Here is a 20,228-nt window from a genome sequence, read left to right as displayed (position 1 = left end):
CACCACCGGAACCGTCCGCGTCGAGGCCTACAGCATCCAAGGCGCCGGCCACTCCCTCCCCTCCAGCGGCATGGGCCTGCGCGCCATCGAATTCTTCGGCCTCACCGGCGCCAACCCCACCCCCACCGTCACCCCAACCGTCACCCCCACAGTGACCCCGACCCCGACGCCGACCCCGACCTCCGGGACCTCGTTCCGGCTGCGTAACGAAGGGGCCGGCCGGTGCGTGGACTCGCCGAACAGCGCCACCGCCAACGGCACCCAGTTGCAGATCTATGACTGCCACACCAACGCCAACCAGAGGTTCACCCACGACGGCTCCGGCCGTCTGGTGACGATGAACAAGTGCCTGGACGTGCCGACCGGCGGCGGCTCGGGCACCCGCATCCAGCTCTACGACTGCCACAGCAACTCCAACCAGCGCTGGACGTTCAACTCCAACGGCACCGTGACCAGCGCCGCCAACAACCTGTGCCTCAGCGTCACCGGCACCGGCAACTCCTCCGGCGTGACCGTCGCCAGTTGCAACGGCCAGGCCACCCAGAGGTGGACCCGGGCGTAGTCCCGCGACCGGCCTCGCCTTCGCGCCGGTCCAGGCGATCCCGCCTGGACCGGCGCTCGTTTCGGGGCCACGCGCGCGGAGAAGCTGGGTCATCCTCCCCTAGGGGGCGGGCCATCCTTCAGGAGGAGAAACGGGGCGGGAGGCGCGTGCCAGGATGGAAGGGCAGGGGAGGCGTCGGACGACAAGGGGCGAGCCGTTATGAACTTCGACCAGATCGCCTGGTTTCCGTTGTGTGTGGGGCTGACGGCGGCCGGGGTGGTGCTGAGTTTCCTGGTGATGCGCAGGCGGGGCGCGGGGGCGGGGCTGCGGGGGCTCGCGTGGTCGCTCGTGCCGATCGCGGCGTATCTCACCGGGGCGCTTCCGGCGATCTGGAAGATGGGCACGGCGGTGGCGGGCTTCGTCACCGGGCTGGTGTTCTCGCCCATGGTCTGGGCGGGGGTCGGCGTCGCGGCGCTGTCGGCGGTGCTCTTCCTCGTCTCGGGTGTCCTGCGCCGGAGGGGACGCGCCGCGCGGCCGGCCAGGTCCGGGCGTGCCGCCTCGACGGCCACGGCCGCTTCCGGTGCGCGCTCCGCCCCGGCCTCGGCGACCGCTCCCACCAAGCCCAACCCGATCCCGTCCCGTTCGGCCGCTCCCGCCGCGGACGACGACCTCGCCGACATCGAAGCGATACTCAAGCGCCGCGGGATCAACTGACGTCCTTTCATCTTCCGCGGCCCGGCCCGCCCGCCGGTGGCCCACCGCACGGCGGCGCGGGGTTCGCCGGGTCACGTCCCGGCGACGCGGCGCCGCCGTCGCGTCAGATATCCCGAGGGGCGGCCTGGGGCGTCCACGCGGGTGGGGGAGGTGGATGGGAGGTTGCGGTTTGGTAACGGCGGTGGGGGAGGGAACGGCGGCCGGATGGGGTGAATGTGATCGGTGGCCCGTAGGCCGAGGGGTGGGGTCGAGGGGGTGGGTGGGTTCGGAACGGCGGTGCGGGCGGGGGTCTGGAGGCGTGTCACGGTTCCGGGACAGAACCGGGAACTGGGCGGGACAAACGGTTCAAGATCGATACGAATGAATTTCGCGTGAATCACAGTTGAGCCACATAGCGCGCTCAAGTACTGGTCAGTGCAGCTCAGCACGTAGATTCTGCGTCCGGGGGTCGTGAACGCGACCTGCCGCGCCAAAGTATGGGCGGCGCGTGCCCGCTACCCGGCCGGGCGGCGCGCCGTGCGACCACGTCGTCTGGGATCCAGGGGGCCGACACCATGACCGCACCGCTCGACGTCTCCGGCTCGGACGCGACGGCCGCGCCCGACGCCGTGGTGGAGGGGTCACCCGCCAAGGTGATCCAAGGGCGGTCACTGGGGCAGATCGCATGGATCCGCCTGAAACGCGACAAGGTCGCGCTCGCGGGCGCCGGCGTCGTGGTCTTCCTCATCCTGGTGGCGATCTTCGCGCCGCTGATCGTCAGCGTGATCGGCCACCCGCCCAACGACTTCAACCAGGACCTCATCAGTTCGGAGACCCTGGCCCCCAAGGACGGCACCGGCATCAGCTGGCAGCACCTGTTCGGCGTCGAGCCGGTCAACGGCCGCGACATCTTCAGCCGGGTGATCTACGGTGCCCGCATCTCCCTGCTCATCGCCTTCCTCGCCACCCTGCTGTCGGTGGTGATCGGCACCGTGCTCGGCGTCGTCGCGGGGTACTTCGGCGGCTGGGTCGACTCGGTGATCAGCAAGACGATGGACGTCTTCCTCGCCTTCCCCCTGCTGGTCTTCGCCATCGCGCTGGCCGGCGTCGTGCCGGACGACGCCTTCGGTCTCTCCGGCGACGCGCTGCGGGTCTCGCTGCTCGTCTTCATCATCGGCTTCTTCAACTGGCCGTACATCGGCCGCATCATGCGGGGCCAGACCCTGTCGCTGCGCGAGCGCGAGTTCGTGGACGCCGCCCGCAGCCTCGGCGCGCGGGGCCCGTACATCATCTTCCGCGAGATGCTGCCGAACCTCGTGGCGCCGATCCTGGTCTACTCGACCCTGCTGATCCCGACGAACATCCTCTTCGAGGCGGCGCTGTCGTTCCTCGGCGTGGGCGTGCGGCCGCCCACGGCGACGTGGGGCGGCATGTTGTCCGAGGCGGTGCGTTTCTACACGATCCCGCACTTCATGTTCTTCCCCGGTATGGCGATCTTCATCACCGTGCTGGCCTTCAACCTCTTCGGCGACGGTCTCCGTGACGCTCTCGACCCGAGGGCCCGGTGAGCTCGCTTCCGTCCCCGTTCAGTTCCCTGGCTCCGACAAACCGACAACAAGGGGTTGCTCAGATGAAGAGAAAGTCCACGCTGGGGGTGACCGCCCTCAGTGCGGTACTCGCCCTAGGGCTGTCCGCCTGTGGTGGCGGCGGCACTCCGGCGGCGAGCCAGTCCGGCTCGGCGGCACCGGAGGGGGGAGGTGCCAAGGCCGAGTTCAACGCGGCCCTCACCCAGGTGTTCAACCCGTCCGACAAGAAGGGCGGCATCCTCAAGTTCGCCAACTCCGGTGACTGGGACTCGCTGGACCCGGCCGACACCTACTACGGCTACTCCTGGGACTTCATCCGCCTCTACGGCCGCTCCCTGGTGATGTTCAAGCCGGCCCCGGGCAAGGAGAGCAGCGAGCTCGTCCCCGACCTCGCCGAGAGCCTCGGCACCCCGAGCGACGACGCCAAGACCTGGACGTACAAGCTCCGCGAGGGCGTCAAGTTCGAGGACGGCACCCCCATCACGTCCAAGGACGTCAAGTACGGCGTGCTGCGTTCCCTCGACAAGGAGGTGTTCCCCGACGGGTACACCTACTTCAACGACACCCTGGACCTCCCCAAGGACTACAAGGGCCCCTACAAGTCCAAGGGCGTCAACACCGACAGCGCGATCGAGACCCCCGACGACCGCACGATCGTCTTCCACCTCAAGCAGCCCTACAGCGGCTTCGACTACTTCGCGCAGCTCCCGGCGACGATCCCCGTGCCCGAGGCCAAGGACACCGGCGCCAAGTACCAGGAGCACATCATCTCCTCCGGGCCGTACAAGTTCGACAAGAACGAGATCGGCAAGGGCTTCAACCTGGTCCGCAACGAGAGCTGGGACCCGGCGACCGACCCCAACCGCAAGGCCCTGCCCGACGGCTACGAGGTCACGGTCAACGTCAACGCCGACGACATCGACAACCGTCTGCTGTCCGGCGACCTGCACGTCGACATCGCGGGCACCGGCGCCCAGCCGGCCACCCTCGGCCGCGTGCTGACCGACCCGGCGCTGAAGGCCGGCACCGACAACCCGACCATCACCCGGCTCTGGTACACCTCGGTGAACGGCAACGTCGCGCCGCTGGACAACCTCGACTGCCGCAAGGCCGTGCAGTACGCCGCGGACAAGGTCGCCTACCAGACCGCTTATGGAGGCGAGTTCTCCGGCGGCCAGATCGCGACGAGCCTGCTGCCCCCGGGCATCCCCGGCCACAAGGACATCAACCCGTACCCGAGCGGCGCGGACGGCCACGGCGACGTCGCCAAGGCCAAGGAGCACCTGACCGCCTGCGGCCAGCCGAACGGCTTCGAGACCAACATCGCCTACCGGGCCGAGCGTCCCAAGGAGAAGGCGGCCGCCGAGGCGCTCCAGCAGTCCCTGGGCAAGGTCGGCATCAAGCTCACGCTGAAGCCGTTCCCGCAGGCCGACTACTTCGCGCTGTACGCCGGCAAGCCGGGCTACGCCAAGGACAACAAGCTGGGCCTGGTCGTCAACGGCTGGGGTGCCGACTGGCCGGACGGCTACGGCTTCCTCCAGCAGATCGTCGACAGCCGCGTCATCCGCGAGACCGGTGGCTCGTCCAACATCAGCGTCCGCATCCCCGAGGTCGACAAGCTGCTCGACCAGGCCTCGCTGGAGACCGACACCGCCAAGCGCGAGGCCATCTGGGGCCAGATCGACCAGATGGTCATGGACAACGCCTTCGTGCTGCCCGGCCTGTGGGCGAAGAGCCTGCTCATCCGCGGCAAGGGTGTCACGAACGTGTACTACAGTGACGCGTTCGGCATGTACGACTACCTGAACATGGGCCTCCAGTAACATCTGGCGGTCCGTGCCCTACCTGACAGATCCGTCTACAAGCGTGAACACGGCAGGGGGCCGGCGCACCGGCCGGCCCCCGGAGCCGGGGGGACAGTGGTCACTTACATCATCCGCCGCCTGATCTGGGCGGTCGCCATGCTCGCCATCGTGAGCATGATCACCTTCGGCATCTTCTTCCTGGTGCCGAGGCTGGCGGGTGCCACCTCCGAGAGCCTCGCGGCCCGGTACGTCGGCCGTACGGCCGGCGCCGAGCAGATCAAGGTCGCCGCCGAGCGGCTGGGCTTCAACGACCCGCTGATCGTGCAGTACGGCCGGTTCGCCAAGGGCATCGTGGCCGGCGCCGAGTACGATTACGGTCCCGCCTCGGAGCACTGCCCGGCCCCGTGTCTCGGCTACTCCTTCATCACCCAGCTCCCGGTGTGGCCCGATCTGATCGGCCGATTGCCGGTCACGTTCTCCCTCGCCCTCGGGGCCGCGGTCATCTGGCTCATCACCGGCGTGGCGACCGGTGTGTTGTCCGCGTTGCGAAGAGGCAGCGTCTTCGACCGGGCGGCGATGACGGTGGCGCTGGCCGGAGTGTCGCTCCCGATCTTCTTCACCGGCATCGTGTCGCTCGTCGTGTTCAGCTACGGCCGCCCGCTGGCCATCACCGCGCCGGGCGGCACTTACACCCCGTTCTTCGCCAATCCCGCGCTGTGGGCGTACGGCATGATCCTGCCCTGGATCACGCTGGCCTTCCTGTACGCGGCCGGGTACGCGCGGCTCACCCGGTCGGGCATGCTCGAGACGATGAACGAGGACTACATACGCACCGCACGGGCCAAGGGCCTGCCGGAACGCGTGGTCGTCACGAAACACGGCCTGCGCGGCGCGCTCACCCCCATCGTGACCATCTTCGGCCTCGACGTCGGCCTGCTGATGGGCGGCGCGGTGCTCACCGAGAGCACGTTCTCGCTGCCCGGCATCGGCAAGTACGCCATCGACGCGATCACCAATCAGGACCTGCCCAAGGTCATCGGCGTCACGCTGCTCACCGCGTTCTTCGTGGTGCTGGCCAACCTGGTCGTGGACCTGCTCTACGCGGTGGTCGACCCGAGAGTGAGGCTCGCGTGAGCTTTCTTGAGCTGAAGGACCTGCGCATCCACTTCCCGACCGACGACGGCCTGGTGAAGTCGGTGGACGGCCTGTCCTTCCAGTTGGAACGCGGGCGCACCCTCGGCATCGTCGGCGAGTCCGGCTCGGGCAAGAGCGTGACGAGCCTCGGCATCCTCGGCCTGCACAAGGGCGGACGGGCGCGGATCTCCGGGGAGATCTGGCTGGACGACGAGGAACTGGTCTCGGCGAGCGCCGACCACGTGCGCACCCTGCGCGGCAAGAAGATGGCGATGATCTTCCAGGATCCGCTGTCGGCCATGCACCCCTACTACACCGTCGGCGCGCAGATCATCGAGGCGTACCGCATCCACAACAAGGTCAGCAAGGCGGTGGCGCGCAAGCACGCCATCGACATGCTCGGCCGGGTCGGCATCCCGCAGCCCGAGCGCCGGGTGGACAGCTACCCGCACGAGTTCTCCGGCGGCATGCGGCAGCGCGCGATGATCGCGATGGCGCTGTCGTGCGATCCGGAGCTGCTGATCGCCGACGAGCCCACCACGGCCCTCGACGTGACCGTGCAGGCGCAGATCCTCGACCTGATGCGCGACCTGCAGCAGGAGTTCAACTCCGCGCTGATCATCATCACCCACGACCTCGGCGTGGTGGCCGAGCTGGCCGACGACATCCTGGTGATGTACGGCGGCAAGTGCATCGAGTACGGCACCGCCACCGACATCTTCGAGCGCCCCGAGCACCCCTACACCTGGGGCCTGCTCGGCTCGATGCCGCGGCTGGACCGCGACCGCGGCGACCGGCTCATCCCCATCAAGGGCACCCCGCCCTCTCTGATCAACGTCCCCCCTGGCTGCGCGTTCCACCCGCGGTGCGTCTACGAGGACCGCACCGGCGGCGCCGCGCGCACCGACGTGCCCGAGCTGCTGGAGACCGAGGGCGGTCACCTGGTGCGCTGTCACCTGTCGCCCGAGGAGCGGCGCGTCATCTGGGAGAACGAGATCAAGCCGAACCTGGAGTCCGTGTGAGCGCGCCCGAGACCCTGCTGTCCGTCCAGGGCCTGGAAAAGCACTTCCCCGTCACCAAGGGCCTGTTCAAGCGGCAGGTCGGCGCGGTGCGGGCGGTGGACGGCCTGGACTTCGACGTGGTGAAGGGCGAGACCCTCGGGCTGGTCGGCGAGTCCGGCTGCGGCAAGACCACCACCGGCCGGCTGATCACCCGCCTCCTGGAGCCCACCGGCGGCAAGATCGTCTTCGAGGGCAACGACATCACCCACATGTCGCAGGGTGACCTGCGCCCCCTGCGCCGCGACATGCAGATGATCTTCCAGGACCCCTACAGCTCGCTCAACCCCCGCCACACGGTCGGCGCCATCGTCGGCGCCCCGTTCCGCATCCAGGGCGTGAAGACCGAGCACGGCACCAAGAAGGCCGTCCAGGACATCCTGGAACTGGTGGGCCTCAACCCCGAGCACTACAACCGCTACCCGCACGAGTTCTCCGGCGGCCAGCGCCAGCGCATCGGCATCGCCCGCACCCTGGCCCTGAAGCCCAAGCTGATCATCGCCGACGAGCCGGTGTCCGCCCTGGACGTCTCCATCCAGGCCCAGGTCGTCAACCTCCTGGAAGACATCCAGAACGAACTCGACCTCACCTACGTCGTCATCGCCCACGACCTCTCGGTCGTCCGCCACATCAGCGACCGCGTGGCCGTCATGTACCTCGGCAAGATCGTCGAGATCGCCGACAGCAAGGCCCTGTACGAGTCGCCGATGCACCCGTACACCAACGCCCTGCTCTCCGCCGTCCCCATCCCCGACGTGAAGCGCCGCACCGAACGCGAGCGCATCCGCCTCCAGGGCGACGTCCCGAGCCCGCTGAACCCTCCGCCCGCCTGCCGCTTCCACACCCGCTGCTGGAAGGCCCAGGACATCTGCAAGACGGTGGAACCCCCCCTCGCCGAACTGGTCACCGGCCACCGCGTCGCCTGCCACTTCCCGGAGAACGCCCCGCAGGACGCCGTGCCCGCCGCCGGGCCGGACCCGCAGGACGCCGTCCCCGCCGAATGACCCCGAGCGTGGCCACGGCCCGCGCCGTGACCGGGCGAGGAGGGGAAGTCGTACCTCCCGGATGAGCGGTTCCGCCACGCCCGCACCTGACGGTTCCTTAGGGTGTTCATGTCAACACGTTGGGTTGACGTGAACTCTGTGGAGCGAGGAGCGGTCGTTAAGCTATGGCCATGGCAAACCGCGTGCCCGACGGCGGCGATTGGTACCGCTGGATTCCCGAGCAGATCACCTCGGAGGACTACGCGGCGTTGCCTGAGGACTTCTGCCGGACGATCGAAGTGATCGACGGTCATCTCATCAAGTGCGAGAGCGCTTCACGTCCGCACAACCGTGTAGGGAGGCGGTTCGCCGCGATGCTGGAGCAGGCACGGAAGCCGGAACCGTGCCTGATGGTGGGGACCGATATCGATGTCCGGATCAGCGACGTTCCGCTGAACCTCCGGCGACCCGACGTCACGGTGTACCGCTGCCTGCCCGACGACAAGCGCCTGTACGCGAAGGACGCCGTCCTGGTGGTGGAGATCGTCTCGCCGGAGAGCTCGTTCCGCACCGACACGGTGGACAAGAAGGCGGCCTACGCCGCGGCAGGGATCCCCGTCTATTTGATCTTCTTCCTCAACCAGGCGGGCGACGAGATGGAACTGGTCGAGGAGTATCGGCTCTCCAAGGAGAGGTACGACCTGGTGTGCCGGCACACCGGGCGGCTGTCCCTCGACGACCCGATCTCCGTCGACGTGGCGTTCGAGGCGCTGACATCCGCCTGACGGCGGCTCCGTCAGGTGATGGCGCCGGGGGTGATCAGCCCGGTCTCGTAGGCGAGGACGACGGCCTGGACGCGGTCGCGCAGGGAGAGCTTCGTCAGGACGTTGCCCACGTGGGTCTTGACGGTGGTCTCGCTGACGACCAGTTCGGCGGCGATCTCGGCGTTGGACATGCCCCGGGCGATCAGGCGGAGGACTTCCAGTTCGCGTTCCGTCAGGCGGCCCACGCGGGCGGGGGTGGCCTGCTGGTGGGCGGAGGGGAGCCTCTGGGCGAACTTGTCCAGGAGGCGGCGGGTGACGCTGGGGGCGACGATGGCGTCGCCGGCGGCCACCACGCGGATGGCCTGGACCAGCTCGTCGGGAGGGACGTCCTTCAGAAGGAAGCCACTGGCGCCCGCCCTCAGGGCTTCCACTATGTACTCGTCCAGGTCGAAGGTCGTCAGGACGAGGACTCTCGGGACGTGGGCGCCGGGGGCGGCGTCGCGGACGATCCTCCGGGTGGCGTCTATGCCGTCGACGCCGGGCATGCGGATGTCCATAAGCACGACGTCGGGGAGCAGGGCGCGGGACTGGTCCATGGCGGTGGAGCCGTTGCCGGCCTCGCCGACCACCGTGATGTCGGGCTCGGCCTCCAGGATCAGGCGGAAACCGGTGCGCAGCAGCGGCTGGTCGTCCACCAGCAGCACCCTGATCGTCATGTGTCAGTCCTTGAGGGGGAAACGGGCACGGACCTCGAATCCGCCTCCCTGACGCGGGCCGATTCGTAGGATTCCACCATAAAGGGCGACACGCTCGCGTATGCCGACCAGGCCGTGGCCGGGGCGGTCGTCGGGACCCCGGGTGAACGCGCCGGGCCCGCCGCGGCCGTCGTCCTCCACGTGGACGGTCAGGCCGGACGGCTCGTGGCGGACCGTCACCCACGCGCGGGCCGCGGGGCCCGCGTGGCGCAGGCTGTTGGTCAGGGCCTCCTGGACCAGGCGGTAGGCGGCCAGGTCGATGCCGGGGGGCAGGGGGCGCTGGTCGCCCTCCACCCAGAGCTGGGCGCGCAGGCCGGCCTCGCGCATCTGGTCCACCAGGCCGGGCAGGTCCACCATGCCGGGTTGCGGGGTCAGCTCGCCGGTGTCGCCGTCGGTGCGCAGGACGCCGACGATGCCGCGCATCTCGCGCATCGCCGTCCTGCCCATCTCCTCGATGGCCACCAGCGCGTCCTTGGCCGCCTCGGGACGGGTGTCGAGTACCTTGCGGGCGGCGGCGGCCTGCACCGTCATCACGCTCACGTGGTGGGCGACGACGTCGTGCAGCTCACGGGCGATGCGGGACCGCTCCTCCGCGCGGGCGGCCCGGGTGTCGGCGTCCCTGGCCCGCTCCAGCCGTTCGGCGCGGTCCACCAGTTCGGCGAGGTAGGCCCGGCGCAGGCGCACCGACCGCCCGACCACCCAGACCGTCACCGCCATCACGAAGGCCAGGGCGTGCTGGGTCCACTCCCGCGGGTTGCCGGACACCCCGAGGGCGGTGGCGTACCCCAGCAGGGCCGCCCCCGCCGCCGCGAGGCTCAGCGCCAGCCCCCGGTAGGCCGCCACGCTGTACAGCAGGATGAGCGACGCCAGCCTGGTGACGCCGCCGTCGTAGTCCAGCGCCGCCAGGACGACCTGCTGCACCTCGGCCACGCACAGCAGCACCAGCGGCCACGCGCGCCGCCCCGCGAGGGTCAGGCAGCCGAGCGTGATCAGCGTGAGGCTCACGGCGTCCGGCGGACGGTGCCCCTCCGCGCCGGCCAGGCCGTACCGCCGGGCGAGGAGGACCAGCGTGATCGACATGCCCGCCACGAGCGCCGCCATGAGGGAGTCACCGATCAGGGGGTGGGCTCTCCACCAGGACCGCACATCACGGGGGCTCGTACGCACCCTCTCAATTTAGGACTCCCATCCCGGCACCCACCCTTCCACAGGCGGATATGGCCCTCCTCCTCCCGGACGAGCGGACGAGCCCCGGACAGCGCTTACCGGCCGGGAGCCGCAGGGAGCCGCAGGGTGAACGACGCCGTGCCGTGGACGTCCAGGCGCCCGTCGTGCACGCGGGCGAAGGCGTGGGCGACCGACAGGCCGAGGCGGCCCCCGCCGCCGGCGGTGTCCAGGCGGGTGAAGGCCCGCGCGGGGGCGGTCGGCGGCCCCGCCGTCACCATCAGGACGGCGGCCGGGCCGTCGCGGCGCACCTCCACGAGCACCATGCCCTCGGACCGGTCCCGCGCGCCGTCCAGCAGGACGGTGAACACCCGGCGCAGCTCCGCGTGGCAGGCGTCGGCGGCCACTCCAGGTACCAGCGCCAGGCGCACCATGCCCCGGTCGGGCCGGCGGGCGGTCTCCTCGCGGGCCAGCCGCCCGAGGTCGACCCGCTCCCGTTCGTCCGCGCGGGACACCTCGCCGATCCCTCCGAGCTCCGCGACGGCCTCCTCCAGCCGGTCCACGGCGCGCAACGTCCGCTTGACCAAGTCGTAAAGATCGGTCTCGCCGGGGTGCAGCCCGGCCTCCTCCAATTCGGCGCGCAGCCCGGCAAGGGGGGTCCGCAACCGGTGCGCGGCGTCCGAGGCGAACTGCCGCCGTTCCTCGTCAAGCGTGCACGCCTGCCGTCCCTGCTCCGAGCGGCCGGGTGCCGCCCCGTCCGAGGTGTTCCGGACGGCACGGGAAGCCTCTGGCGTCTCGCGCCACGCGGTCACGGTGCTCATGGTGGCCATTCCTCCCTCATCGCGGACCCGGGTATGTATGCCTTCCAGGCAACCACGCCACGCGGCCATGAGGGGGCTTCTACCTCGCCCTGTCCGTAGGGGGATGGCGAGTCCCACTCTTAACCATTTAGCGAGCTACATATAACCGCAAAGCGGATATGCCGGACGTATGGCTAATCCCGCCATCACGCTGGGTGATTTCCTTCGTTCCCGCCGCGCCCGGCTGACCCCGGAGCACACGGGCGGCCCGGTCGTGCCCGGGCGGCGCCGCGTGCCCGGCCTGCGCCGTGAGGAGCTCGCGCACCTGGCCGGGGTCAGCGTCGACTACTACACCCGGCTGGAGCAGGGCCGCTGCGGCAACGTCTCGCCGGTCGTGCTCGACGCCATCGCCCGCGCGCTGCGCCTCGACTGCACCGAGCGCGTCCACCTGGCCAACCTCTCCGCCCAACGGCCCACCGCGAAGAAGAGCATCCCGCCGCAGCGGGTCAGGCCGGAGACCTGGCAACTGCTCGGCATGCTGGAACGCGGGGGAGTGCCCGCCATGATCCTCGGCCGCCGCACCGACCTGCTCGCCGTCAACCGCCTCGGCCGCGAGCTGTACCACGGCATCGACCTCACGGGCCGGCCGGCGTCCGAGCGGAACCTCGCGCGGCTGATGTTCCTCGACGGCCGCGTGCGGGACATCTACCCCGACTGGGAGGCGGTGGCCGCCGAGGTCGCCGCGACCCTGCAGTTCGAGGCCGGCCGCCGCCCGGACGACCCGCTGATGCACCAGCTCGTCCACGACCTGCTGGCCGGCAGCCCGGAGTTCGCCCGCATGTGGGCGAGGCACGACGTCACCGAGCTCCTCGTGGGCGTCAAGCGCTACCGCCACCCGGCGGTGGGCACCATGACGCTGACCTACCAGGCGATGTCGCTGCCGGCCGAGCCCGACCAGACCCTGCTGCTCTACAGCGTCGAGCCCGGCTCCCCCTCGGACAGGGCCCTGCGCGGCCTCGCCGAGCGGACGTGCGGGCACAACGGCTCGTAGCGGGGTCACAACTCGTCGGTGGCGGCGCGGCGGGCGCCCCGCACGGTGTCGCCGGGACGGCGGTCCGGCACGGGCGGGGGAGTGCCGCCCCACTCCGGGCAGATGGCCTGGTGATCGCACCAGTCGCACAGGCGGCTGCGGCGGGCCCGCCACTCGCGGGTGGTGAGCGACCGCTCGATGGCCTCCCACAGGGCCTGCACCTTGCGCTCGGTGGCCCGCAGGTCGGCCTCGTCCGGGGCGTACCGCAGCACCTCGCCGTTGCCGAGGTACATCAACTGCAGGAGACGCGGGACGGTGCCGTGCAGCCGCCACAGCACCAGGGCGTAGAACTTCATCTGGAACAGCGCCTTGGCCTCGAAATCGCGCCCCGGCGCGCTGCCGGTCTTGTAGTCGACCACCCGCACGTCCCCCGACGGCGCGACGTCCAGCCGGTCGATGTAGCCGCGCAGCATCAGCCCGCTGTCCAGCACCGCCTCGACGTACAGCTCGCGCTGGGCGGGCTGCAGCCGGTTCGGGTCCTCCAGGGCGAAGTAGCGCTCCACCATCTGCCGGGCCTGGGCGAGCCACTGCTCGCGCTCGGCGTCGTCGGTGAACAGCGAGGCGTACTCGGGGGTCTCGCCGAGCAGCCGCGCCCACTGCGGGTCCAGCAGGGCCTGCGCCGCCGCGACGGTGCGCTCACCCGGCGGCAGGTCGTACAGCCGCTCCAGCACCGCGTGCACCAGGGTGCCGCGCACGGCGGCGGGGGAGGGCTTCTCGGGCAGGCGGTCGATCACCCGGAAGCGGTAGAGCAAGGGGCACGTCATGTAGTCGCCGGCCCGGGAGGGGGACAGACTGCCGACCACCGCCGGCGGCTCCGTGATGCTCATCCTCGAAACTGTAGGGCAGTGTGCCGACACTTCACGTCCTTCGCCTCGGTCCGGACGGCTGATCATGCGCTTCGGGCGCGTAGCATCGAGCACAAGGAGGAACACAGACCATCATGAGCACCCAGACCCCGCAACGGCCTGAGTCCCCGGGGCTGCGCATGGGGCGCCCGTTCGGCATCCCCGTCTACGTCTCGCCGACCTGGTTGATCGTCGCGGCGTTCATCACGTACACGTTCCAGCCCATGGTGGCCATGGAGCTGCCCGACCGGGACACCGTGGTCACCTACCTGGTGGCCTTCGTCTTCGCCGTCTTCCTCTACGTCTCGGTGCTGCTGCACGAACTGGCCCACTGTGTGGTGGCCCGGTACTTCGGCCTGCCGGTCAAGCGCATCACGCTGTACCTGCTCGGCGGCGTCTCGGAGATCGAGCGCGAGCCCGAGACCCCCTCCCGGGAGTTCCTGGTCGCGTTCGCCGGCCCGCTGCTGTCCCTCGGCCTCGCCGCCGTGGGGTACGTCGCCAGCACCCTGCTGCCCATGGGCACCATCCCGCACGTGCTGGTCTGGCAACTGTGGATCTCCAACCTGATCGTCGGGGTGTTCAACCTGCTGCCCGGCCTGCCGCTTGACGGCGGCCGCATGCTGCGCGCCGGCGTGTGGAAGCTCACCCGTGACAGCGGCAAGGGCACACTGGCCGCCGCGTGGTTCGGCCGGGGCCTCGCCGTCGTCCTGGTGCTGTACGCGCTCGCGGCGCCGGCGATGAGCGGGCAGGAGACGAGCTGGAGCCTGCTGCTGTGGTCGGTGCTGCTGGCCTCCTTCATCTGGATCGGTGCCAGCCAGTCGCTGCGGGTGGCCCGGGTGCGCGCCCGCATGCCGCAGCTCCAGGCCCGCTCGCTGGCCCGGCGGGCCATCCCGGTGACCGCCGAGGTGCCGCTGGCCGAGGCCATGCGCCGGGCGCGGCAGGCCCAGGCGGGCGCCATGGTGGTGGTCGACCACGAGGGCACCCCCATCGCCATCGTCAACGAGGCCGCGGTGACGGCCACACCCGAGCAGCGGCGCCCGTGGGTGACCGTCGGGTCACTGGCCCGCACCCTGGAGCCGTCCCTGGTGCTGCCCGCCGACCTGTCGGGCGAGGCCCTGCTCGACGCCATGCGCGGCTCCCCTTCCGGGGAGTACCTCCTCGTGGAGCGCGAGGGCGGCGGGATCTACGGCGTGCTCGTCACCGCGGACGTCAACAAGGTGTTCACCGGGGTCTGAGCCGGCCCCGGCGGGACGGCCGTCACGGATCCGTAATGGCCGGTCCGGGCGGCGCGGCCAACTCAGGGCGCCGATCGGGCGTCTGATCTGTGGCACGCGCGGTGGGGAGCGGGGGCGCGGGGGAGAGTTCGGGCTCTTTTGTCCCACTCGTCAGCGGCGCGTGCCGAGACTACTGTTCCGATCAAGCCGATCACGGCCTCGTAGAGTAGGAACGTTCGCTTTGGCCACGCCACAAACACCCCCGACGCCCGGCGACCTGACGCCGGAGCTCTTGGCCGCCCCCCAGTGGAGCGACCAGATGGTCGCGGCGGCCGGAATCCCGATGTACGACATCCCCTTCCTGACCATCGGCGGGGGCATCGGGTCGTTCGTCACGCTTGACTACCTGAGGATCTACGGGGTGCCCACCTCGCAGATGCGGGTCGTCTCCAACATCGACCATCCTTGGCAGACCTACGAGTTCCTCACGCGGTGCTCGCAGATCCCAAGGCCCGAGCGCATCCGCTCGGACTCCGCCTCCCGCCCCGACAACATCTGGGGCTTCCCGTCGTACGGCGTGGAGGAGGCCTGGCGGGAGAAGAAGATCTCCTACCTCTGGCAGCTGTTCACCGAGCCGATACTCAACGACTACTGGACGCCCCGGGCCGGCACGGTCTTCCGGCACCTGGAGCGTGAGGCCCGGCGCATCAACTACTGGGACATGCTCGTCAAGGGCCAGGTCCGCATGGTGCGCCGCAGGCACGGCGGCGGCTACTTCACGGTGGTCACCCCGCCCGAGGGCGCCTCGGCCACCAAGCGCATCGTGTTCCGGTCCCGCTTCGCGCACATCGCCATCGGCTACCCGGGGCTGAAGTTCCTGCCCGACCTGCAGGAGTTCCGCCAGAAGTACGGCGACTACCAGCACGTGGTGAACGCCTACGAGCCGCACGAGCAGGTGTACGAGTTCCTGAAGACCCGGCCGGGCACGGTCGTGATCCGCGGCGGCGGCATCGTCGCGTCCCGGGTGCTGCAGCGCCTGTTCGACGACCGCGAGCGGTTCGGGCTGAAGACCCAGATCATCCACATCTTCCGCACGTTCATCAGCGGTTCGCACGGCCCGCACATCTGGATGCGGCGCCGCGGCGGCGACGGCTGGGCGTACCAGGGCTTCAACTACCCGAAGTCCGTGTGGGGCGGCCAGCTCAAGGCGGAGATGCGCAAGCTGGAGGGGGCCGACCGCGCCAGGAAGTACAAGGAGATGGGCGGCACCAACACCCCGAAGCGGCGGCGCTGGCAGGAGCAGATGCGCGACGGGCGCGGCGGCGGGTACTACCACGCCGTGCAGGGCGTCGTCGAGAAGGTCGAGCCCACCGAGGACGGGCGGTTGCTCAGCCACGTGCGCAGCGGCGACGGCACCATCCGCCAGCCGGTGTCGGACTACATCATCGACTGCACGGGTCTCGAGGCCGACATCGCCGAGCACCGGATCTTCGACGATCTGCTCAAGCACGGCGGCGCCTACCGCAACCCGGTCGGGCGGCTGGAGGTCGAGCGGCACTTCGAGGTCAAGGGGACGGCCAGCGGCGACGGGGCGCTGTACGCGTCCGGCTCGGCCACGCTCGGCGGCTACTTCCCCGGGGTGGACACCTTCCTCGGCCTGCAGATCGCCGCCCAGGAGATCGCCGACGACCTGGCGAGGCGCGGCTTCTGCCGCCGCATGGGCCCGGCGCGCTCCACGTCCCAGTGGCTCAAGTGGGCGCTCAACAAGCCCGTCTAAGGAGACGACCGTGGTTCCGACCCTGATCGGCCGCATCCAGACGCGGTTCTTCCTGCTCGCCACGGTGGGGGTGCTGGTCACGCTGATCGTCGTCCCGCTGCTGGGCGGCGACCTCGGCACGGGCCTGCTGGTCCTGGTGGCCGTGGGCCTGATCGGCGTGCTGTGGGAGCTCCTCTACCACTTCCTCATGCAGTTCCGGTGGGAGAAGGACTGGCCGACGTCGTTTGGATTGTTGACGCTTGTGCCGGAAGGACTTCTGCTGTTCTTTTTGCTACGGTCCGGTGCCATCAGCATTATCGATCCGGCCCCACCCGCTTCGGCGTTCTGGATTCAGTTCATCCTGGTCTGGGGGGCCATGTGGCTCGTGGCCAACGGGCCCATGCGGGTGCCGTTCATCCGCTGGCGTTTCCGGGGAGGGAGAGTTCTGTGACGGAGCAAGGCGTGGGTGTGGTGCGTCCGCTACCCGGCGACGGGCTGATCGCCCATGTGGGCGGCCTGCTGCTGGTGTGCGACGCGGCCGGCGCCGTCGCCGAGGAGTTGCTCGCCGCGGTCGAGGAGACCGCGGCGACAGGTGGGGACGGGCGGGCGCTGGCCCGCCGCGCCGCCCAGATCCTCGCGCGTTCGATGACGGCCGAGCCGATCGCCTGCGCCCTTGCCGGCCGTGCCGGCGACGGTGTGGCCGTGCTGGTCAGCGGGGACGCCCAGGCCGTGGCGGCCGGGCCGGGCGGGGAGGTTCGCCTCGACGGCACCGACGCCCTGACCTGGACCGACCGCATGGTGCGCGGCCCGGTGTCCCGGGTGGAGCTGCGCCTGCCCGGTGCGGGCCGGCCGTTCGCCCACGCCCGGCTGGACTCCGGGGTGGTGGCCGGCGGCGGCGTCGTGTGCGACTACGACTCCTCCGGCGCCCCGCTTCCCCCCGGTCCCGCGCCGGCCCACTCCGGCCGCGCCGCCGCCCCCGCGCCGCACCCGTCCGGGCCGATCCCCCAGGGGGCCGGCCCGCAGGGCCCCGCGCCGCACGGCCCCGGCCCGCACGGCCCGGGTCCCGCGCCGCACCTGCCCGGCCCCGGCCCCGCCCCGCACGTCCCCGGCCCCCCGCCGCACGGCCCCGGCACCGGACCGCAGGGCCCCGCTCCGTACCCCTCCGGGCCGCAGGGCCCCGCCCCCTACGCCTCCGGCCCCCAGCCGGGCGGGCCCGCGCCCGAGCACATGGCGCCGCCGGAGTACGAGCCGCCCCGCCCGGCGGAGCCCTCCGGCCACCAGGCCCCCCCGCACGAGCACACGGCGCCGCCGGAGTACGACCACGGCCCCGGTGTGCTCACCGACCCCGACGGCATGTCCGGCTCGGGTGACGGCGGCTCCGGCGAGCAGCGGGGCGAGTCGCCCGGCTTCGAGTCGTTCCTCCTGATCGACCAGCCCGGCGACGACGGCGACTCCGAGTCGATGCTGGAGCCCACCGAGCTCGGCCAGGCCCCCGAGCCGCCGAGCCGCCCCATGGTGTACGGCGTCGACTGCAAGAACGACCACTTCAACGACCCCCGGGTGCCCTACTGCGCCGTCTGCGGCATCGCGCTGGTGCAGCGCACGCTGGTGCCGTACAAGGGGGAACGGCCGCCGCTCGGCGTGCTGCTCCTCGACGACGGCATGACGCTGAACCTGGAGACCGACTACCTGCTTGGCCGCGACCCCGAGCGCGCCCCGGAGGTCACCTCCGGCGAGGCCCGCCCGGCCAGGGTGACCAGCCCCGACGGCTCGGTCTCCCGCCGCCACCTGCGGGTGCGCCTCGACGGCTGGGACGTCAACCTCATCGACCTCGGCTCCGTCAACGGCACCCAGGTGCAGCCCCCCGGCGACCCCAACTTCTACGACATCCCCCCGAACGAGCCCGTGCCCGTCCTGCCGGGCACCACGGTCCGCATCGGCGTCTCGCGCACCATGCGCTACGAATCCCACCGCAACGCCTGAACCTCCGCCGCGTGCCTGGCGGGTGATCCGCCAGGCACGCGGGACGGGGTCAGGAGCTCTGCGCGCGGGCCGGGACGGCCGACTCCCAGTCGACCGGGTCGGCGTCCTGCTCGGCCCGGACCAGCAGATGCGCCCCGGCCGGCGGCGCGCCGTCGTCGGGGACCACCAGCAGCGCGCCCGCCGGCGGCTCGACGGCCGAGGTGACGTCCAGGCCGAGCTTCGACAGCCGCTGGGCGAGGGAGAGGCCCCGGCCCCGGCTGAGCACCACGAGCGGGCGTCCGGCGGCGAGGGCCAGCTCCAGCGCCACGTGCGCCGCGGCGTCGCCCGCGGCGTGCAGCACCGCGACCGGGCCGCCGTCCTCCAGCGCCTCGTACGCCCCCGGCAGCACCGTCACCACGCGGCAGGTCGCCTCGGCGAGCAGGCCCTCGCGTCCCGGGGCGTCCTCGGGGATCAGCACCAGGGCGGGCCCGGCGCTCTCCACCATGCCCGGCAGCTCGGCCGGGACGTCCGCGGAGAACCGGCTCACCACGCGGGCCTCGACGCCGCGCTCACGCACCTTCGCCGCCATCGTCTCCAGCCCGGCGAGCGCGTCGGTCATCTCGGTCAGCTCCGACCACAACCCGATGCCCACCTCCAGGCGGCCCGGCGGGTACGGCCGCAGGTGCCCGAGCACGACCTCCGCCGGCGCGTGCGGGGACGCCAGCGCCGCCGCGAGCCCGGCGAGCGGCGCGGCGCCGGCCGGCTCCCCGGGCACCACGGTGAGCACGCGGTACGCCTCGGGGGTGCCGAGCGCGGCCCGCTCGGCCTCGGCGATGTCGCGGGCGATGCGCCGGTCCGGGTAGACCCAGCGCAGCAGGGGCGCGGTCAGCGCGGTCGTGAGGAGCGCCATCAGCACCATCAGCGAGTACAGCTCGGGGTTCAGCACGCCCTTCTGCAGGCCGACGGTCAAGATGACGATCTCGGTCAGCCCTCGGGTGTTCAGCAGCACGGCCAGCGCGGACGCCTGCCGTCCCGGCACCCGCTGGAGACGCGCACCGACGTAGGAGCCGATGAGCTTGCCGCCGATCGCGACGGCCAGGATGGCGAGCAGCACCCACAGGCTGGACACGGTCAGCGTGCGCAGGTTGACGTTCATGCCCGAGACCACGAAGAACATCGGCAGCAGCAGCAGCACGGCGAGCTGCTCCAGCCGCTCCAGGATCTGGTGGTTCAGGTGGTCGGCGCCCTCCCGCGGCATCACCGCGCCGAAAAGGAACGCTCCGAAGATGAAGTGCACGTGCATCCACTCGGTGGCCCAGGCCGAGGCGAACAACCCGAGCAGCACCACCGACAGCAGGCCCGGGGTGAGCCGCCCGGCCCGCTCGAAGGCCGGCACCAGCCGGGCCAGCAGCGGCCGCACCACCAGGAACATCACCAGCGCGTACGGCACCGCCAGCAGCACCTGCCACTGCGCGGTGGTCTCCCCGGCGCCCGCGATGGCGACCACCACGGCCAGCACCGTCCACGCCAGCACGTCGATCACCGCGGCGGAGGCCAGCGCGAGCCCGCCCATGGTGGTGCGGTGCAGCTTCCTGTCGGTGAGGATGCGCGCCAGCACGGGGAACGCGGTGGCCGCCATGGCGGCGCCGAGGAACAGCACGAACGGCAGGGTCCTGCCCTCGGCGTGGTCGTCCATCAGGAAAAGCGCCAGCACCACGCCGAGCACGAACGGCACGCCGCTCGACCCGAGGGCGATGGACGCCGCCGCCTTGCCCTTGCCGCGCACCAGCTTCTGGTCCAGCTCCAGGCCCACCACGAACATGAACAGCACCAGGCCCACGTTGGCCAGCGCCGACAGGGCCGGCCGGATGTCCGGCCCGAACAGATCGTCGCCGAGCCAGGGGCCGAGGAGCGTGGGACCGAGCAGGATGCCGGCCACGATCTCGCCGATCACGGGCGGCTGGCCGATCTTCCTGGCGAGCAGGCCGAGCAGCCGGGCCGCGCCCAGCACGATCACGAGGTCGAGGAGCAGTACATCGACATGCAGCATCGGACATCGTTCCCGTTGGTGAGGAAAG

18 protein-coding genes are annotated in these 20,228 nt (G+C 71.0%); 13 read left to right on the top strand and 5 right to left on the bottom strand.

Going from position 1 to position 20,228, the window contains the following annotated elements; all coding sequences use genetic code 11:
• The 8 genes from ABGB17_RS36295 to ABGB17_RS36260 form a co-directional block, all read left to right on the top strand.
• Positions 1-562: RICIN domain-containing protein (locus tag ABGB17_RS36295; RefSeq protein WP_347638429.1), on the top strand; the 562-nt coding region annotated here is incomplete at its 5' end.
• A 198-nt stretch (positions 563-760) separates the two neighbouring features.
• Positions 761-1,255 carry a cellulose synthase gene (locus ABGB17_RS36290; protein ID WP_347638427.1) on the top strand — a complete coding sequence of 165 codons (495 nt, stop codon included), beginning with the start codon at positions 761-763 and terminating at the stop codon, positions 1,253-1,255.
• A 554-nt stretch (positions 1,256-1,809) separates the two neighbouring features.
• A complete protein-coding gene (locus tag ABGB17_RS36285; RefSeq protein ID WP_347638425.1) occupies positions 1,810-2,802 on the top strand; it encodes an ABC transporter permease in 993 nt (330 codons plus the stop codon).
• A gap of 62 nt (positions 2,803-2,864) precedes the next feature.
• A complete protein-coding gene (locus ABGB17_RS36280) occupies positions 2,865-4,643 on the top strand; it encodes an ABC transporter substrate-binding protein (protein WP_347638423.1) in 1,779 nt (592 codons plus the stop codon).
• 96 nt (positions 4,644-4,739) lie between these two features.
• Positions 4,740-5,759 (top strand): ABC transporter permease, encoded by a 1,020-nt coding sequence (locus ABGB17_RS36275; RefSeq protein WP_347638421.1) that lies wholly within the window; start codon positions 4,740-4,742, stop codon positions 5,757-5,759.
• On the top strand, positions 5,756-6,781 hold the full coding sequence (locus ABGB17_RS36270; protein ID WP_347638419.1) for an ABC transporter ATP-binding protein: 1,026 nt from the start codon (positions 5,756-5,758) through the stop codon (positions 6,779-6,781). The genes ABGB17_RS36275 and ABGB17_RS36270 overlap by 4 nt, the downstream gene beginning before the upstream one ends.
• The gene (locus ABGB17_RS36265; RefSeq protein WP_347638417.1) at positions 6,778-7,821 is read left to right on the top strand and encodes a dipeptide ABC transporter ATP-binding protein; all 1,044 of its coding nucleotides are present in this window, start codon (positions 6,778-6,780) and stop codon (positions 7,819-7,821) included. The genes ABGB17_RS36270 and ABGB17_RS36265 overlap by 4 nt, the downstream gene beginning before the upstream one ends.
• Positions 7,822-7,991: 170 nt before the next feature.
• Positions 7,992-8,585 (top strand): Uma2 family endonuclease, encoded by a 594-nt coding sequence (locus ABGB17_RS36260; RefSeq protein ID WP_347638415.1) that lies wholly within the window; start codon positions 7,992-7,994, stop codon positions 8,583-8,585.
• Positions 8,586-8,596: 11 nt separating this feature from the next.
• Here the strand turns inward: ABGB17_RS36260 and ABGB17_RS36255 are convergent, their stop codons facing one another.
• The 3 genes from ABGB17_RS36255 to ABGB17_RS36245 all read right to left on the bottom strand — a co-directional run bounded on the left by ABGB17_RS36255 (position 8,597) and on the right by ABGB17_RS36245 (position 11,304).
• Positions 8,597-9,280: a response regulator transcription factor gene (locus tag ABGB17_RS36255; RefSeq protein ID WP_347638413.1), complete on the bottom strand. Its 684-nt coding sequence runs from the start codon at positions 9,278-9,280 to the stop codon at positions 8,597-8,599.
• A 3-nt stretch (positions 9,281-9,283) separates the two neighbouring features.
• Positions 9,284-10,486: a sensor histidine kinase gene (locus ABGB17_RS36250; protein ID WP_347638411.1), complete on the bottom strand. Its 1,203-nt coding sequence runs from the start codon at positions 10,484-10,486 to the stop codon at positions 9,284-9,286.
• Between the two features lie 95 nt (positions 10,487-10,581).
• Entirely contained in the window at positions 10,582-11,304 is a 723-nt protein-coding gene (locus ABGB17_RS36245) for a HAMP domain-containing sensor histidine kinase (protein ID WP_347638409.1), read from the bottom strand.
• A gap of 169 nt (positions 11,305-11,473) precedes the next feature.
• On the opposite strand from ABGB17_RS36245, the gene ABGB17_RS36240 reads away from it, so the two are divergent.
• Positions 11,474-12,334 (top strand): helix-turn-helix transcriptional regulator, encoded by an 861-nt coding sequence (locus tag ABGB17_RS36240; RefSeq protein WP_347638407.1) that lies wholly within the window; start codon positions 11,474-11,476, stop codon positions 12,332-12,334.
• A 5-nt stretch (positions 12,335-12,339) separates the two neighbouring features.
• On the opposite strand, the gene ABGB17_RS36235 is transcribed toward ABGB17_RS36240, so the two are convergent.
• On the bottom strand, positions 12,340-13,200 hold the full coding sequence (locus ABGB17_RS36235; RefSeq protein ID WP_347638405.1) for a RecB family exonuclease: 861 nt from the start codon (positions 13,198-13,200) through the stop codon (positions 12,340-12,342).
• A 113-nt stretch (positions 13,201-13,313) separates the two neighbouring features.
• Here ABGB17_RS36235 and ABGB17_RS36230 point away from each other — a divergent pair, with 113 nt between their 5' ends.
• From ABGB17_RS36230 to ABGB17_RS36215, 4 genes are all read left to right on the top strand, one after another.
• On the top strand, positions 13,314-14,453 hold the full coding sequence (locus tag ABGB17_RS36230) for a site-2 protease family protein (protein ID WP_347638403.1): 1,140 nt from the start codon (positions 13,314-13,316) through the stop codon (positions 14,451-14,453).
• Positions 14,454-14,673: 220 nt separating this feature from the next.
• Positions 14,674-16,209, top strand: a complete 1,536-nt coding sequence (locus tag ABGB17_RS36225; RefSeq protein WP_347638401.1) for a hypothetical protein — start codon at positions 14,674-14,676, stop codon at positions 16,207-16,209.
• Positions 16,210-16,219: 10 nt separating this feature from the next.
• Complete coding sequence (locus ABGB17_RS36220; protein WP_347638399.1) at positions 16,220-16,639, top strand: hypothetical protein; 420 nt, start codon at positions 16,220-16,222, stop codon at positions 16,637-16,639.
• The gene (locus ABGB17_RS36215; protein WP_347638397.1) at positions 16,636-18,171 is read left to right on the top strand and encodes an FHA domain-containing protein; all 1,536 of its coding nucleotides are present in this window, start codon (positions 16,636-16,638) and stop codon (positions 18,169-18,171) included. Before ABGB17_RS36220 ends, ABGB17_RS36215 begins: the two co-directional genes overlap by 4 nt.
• Positions 18,172-18,220: 49 nt before the next feature.
• On the opposite strand, the gene ABGB17_RS36210 is transcribed toward ABGB17_RS36215, so the two are convergent.
• Positions 18,221-20,200: a cation:proton antiporter gene (locus tag ABGB17_RS36210; RefSeq protein ID WP_347638395.1), complete on the bottom strand. Its 1,980-nt coding sequence runs from the start codon at positions 20,198-20,200 to the stop codon at positions 18,221-18,223.
• Positions 20,201-20,228: the final 28 nt, after the last annotated feature.

This window comes from Sphaerisporangium sp. B11E5 (genome assembly GCF_039871875.1).
Classification (GTDB): Bacteria; Actinomycetota; Actinomycetes; order Streptosporangiales; family Streptosporangiaceae; genus Sphaerisporangium.
The sequence above is the reverse complement of the archived record's forward strand: the minus strand, read 5'-3'. Positions and strand labels throughout refer to the sequence as shown.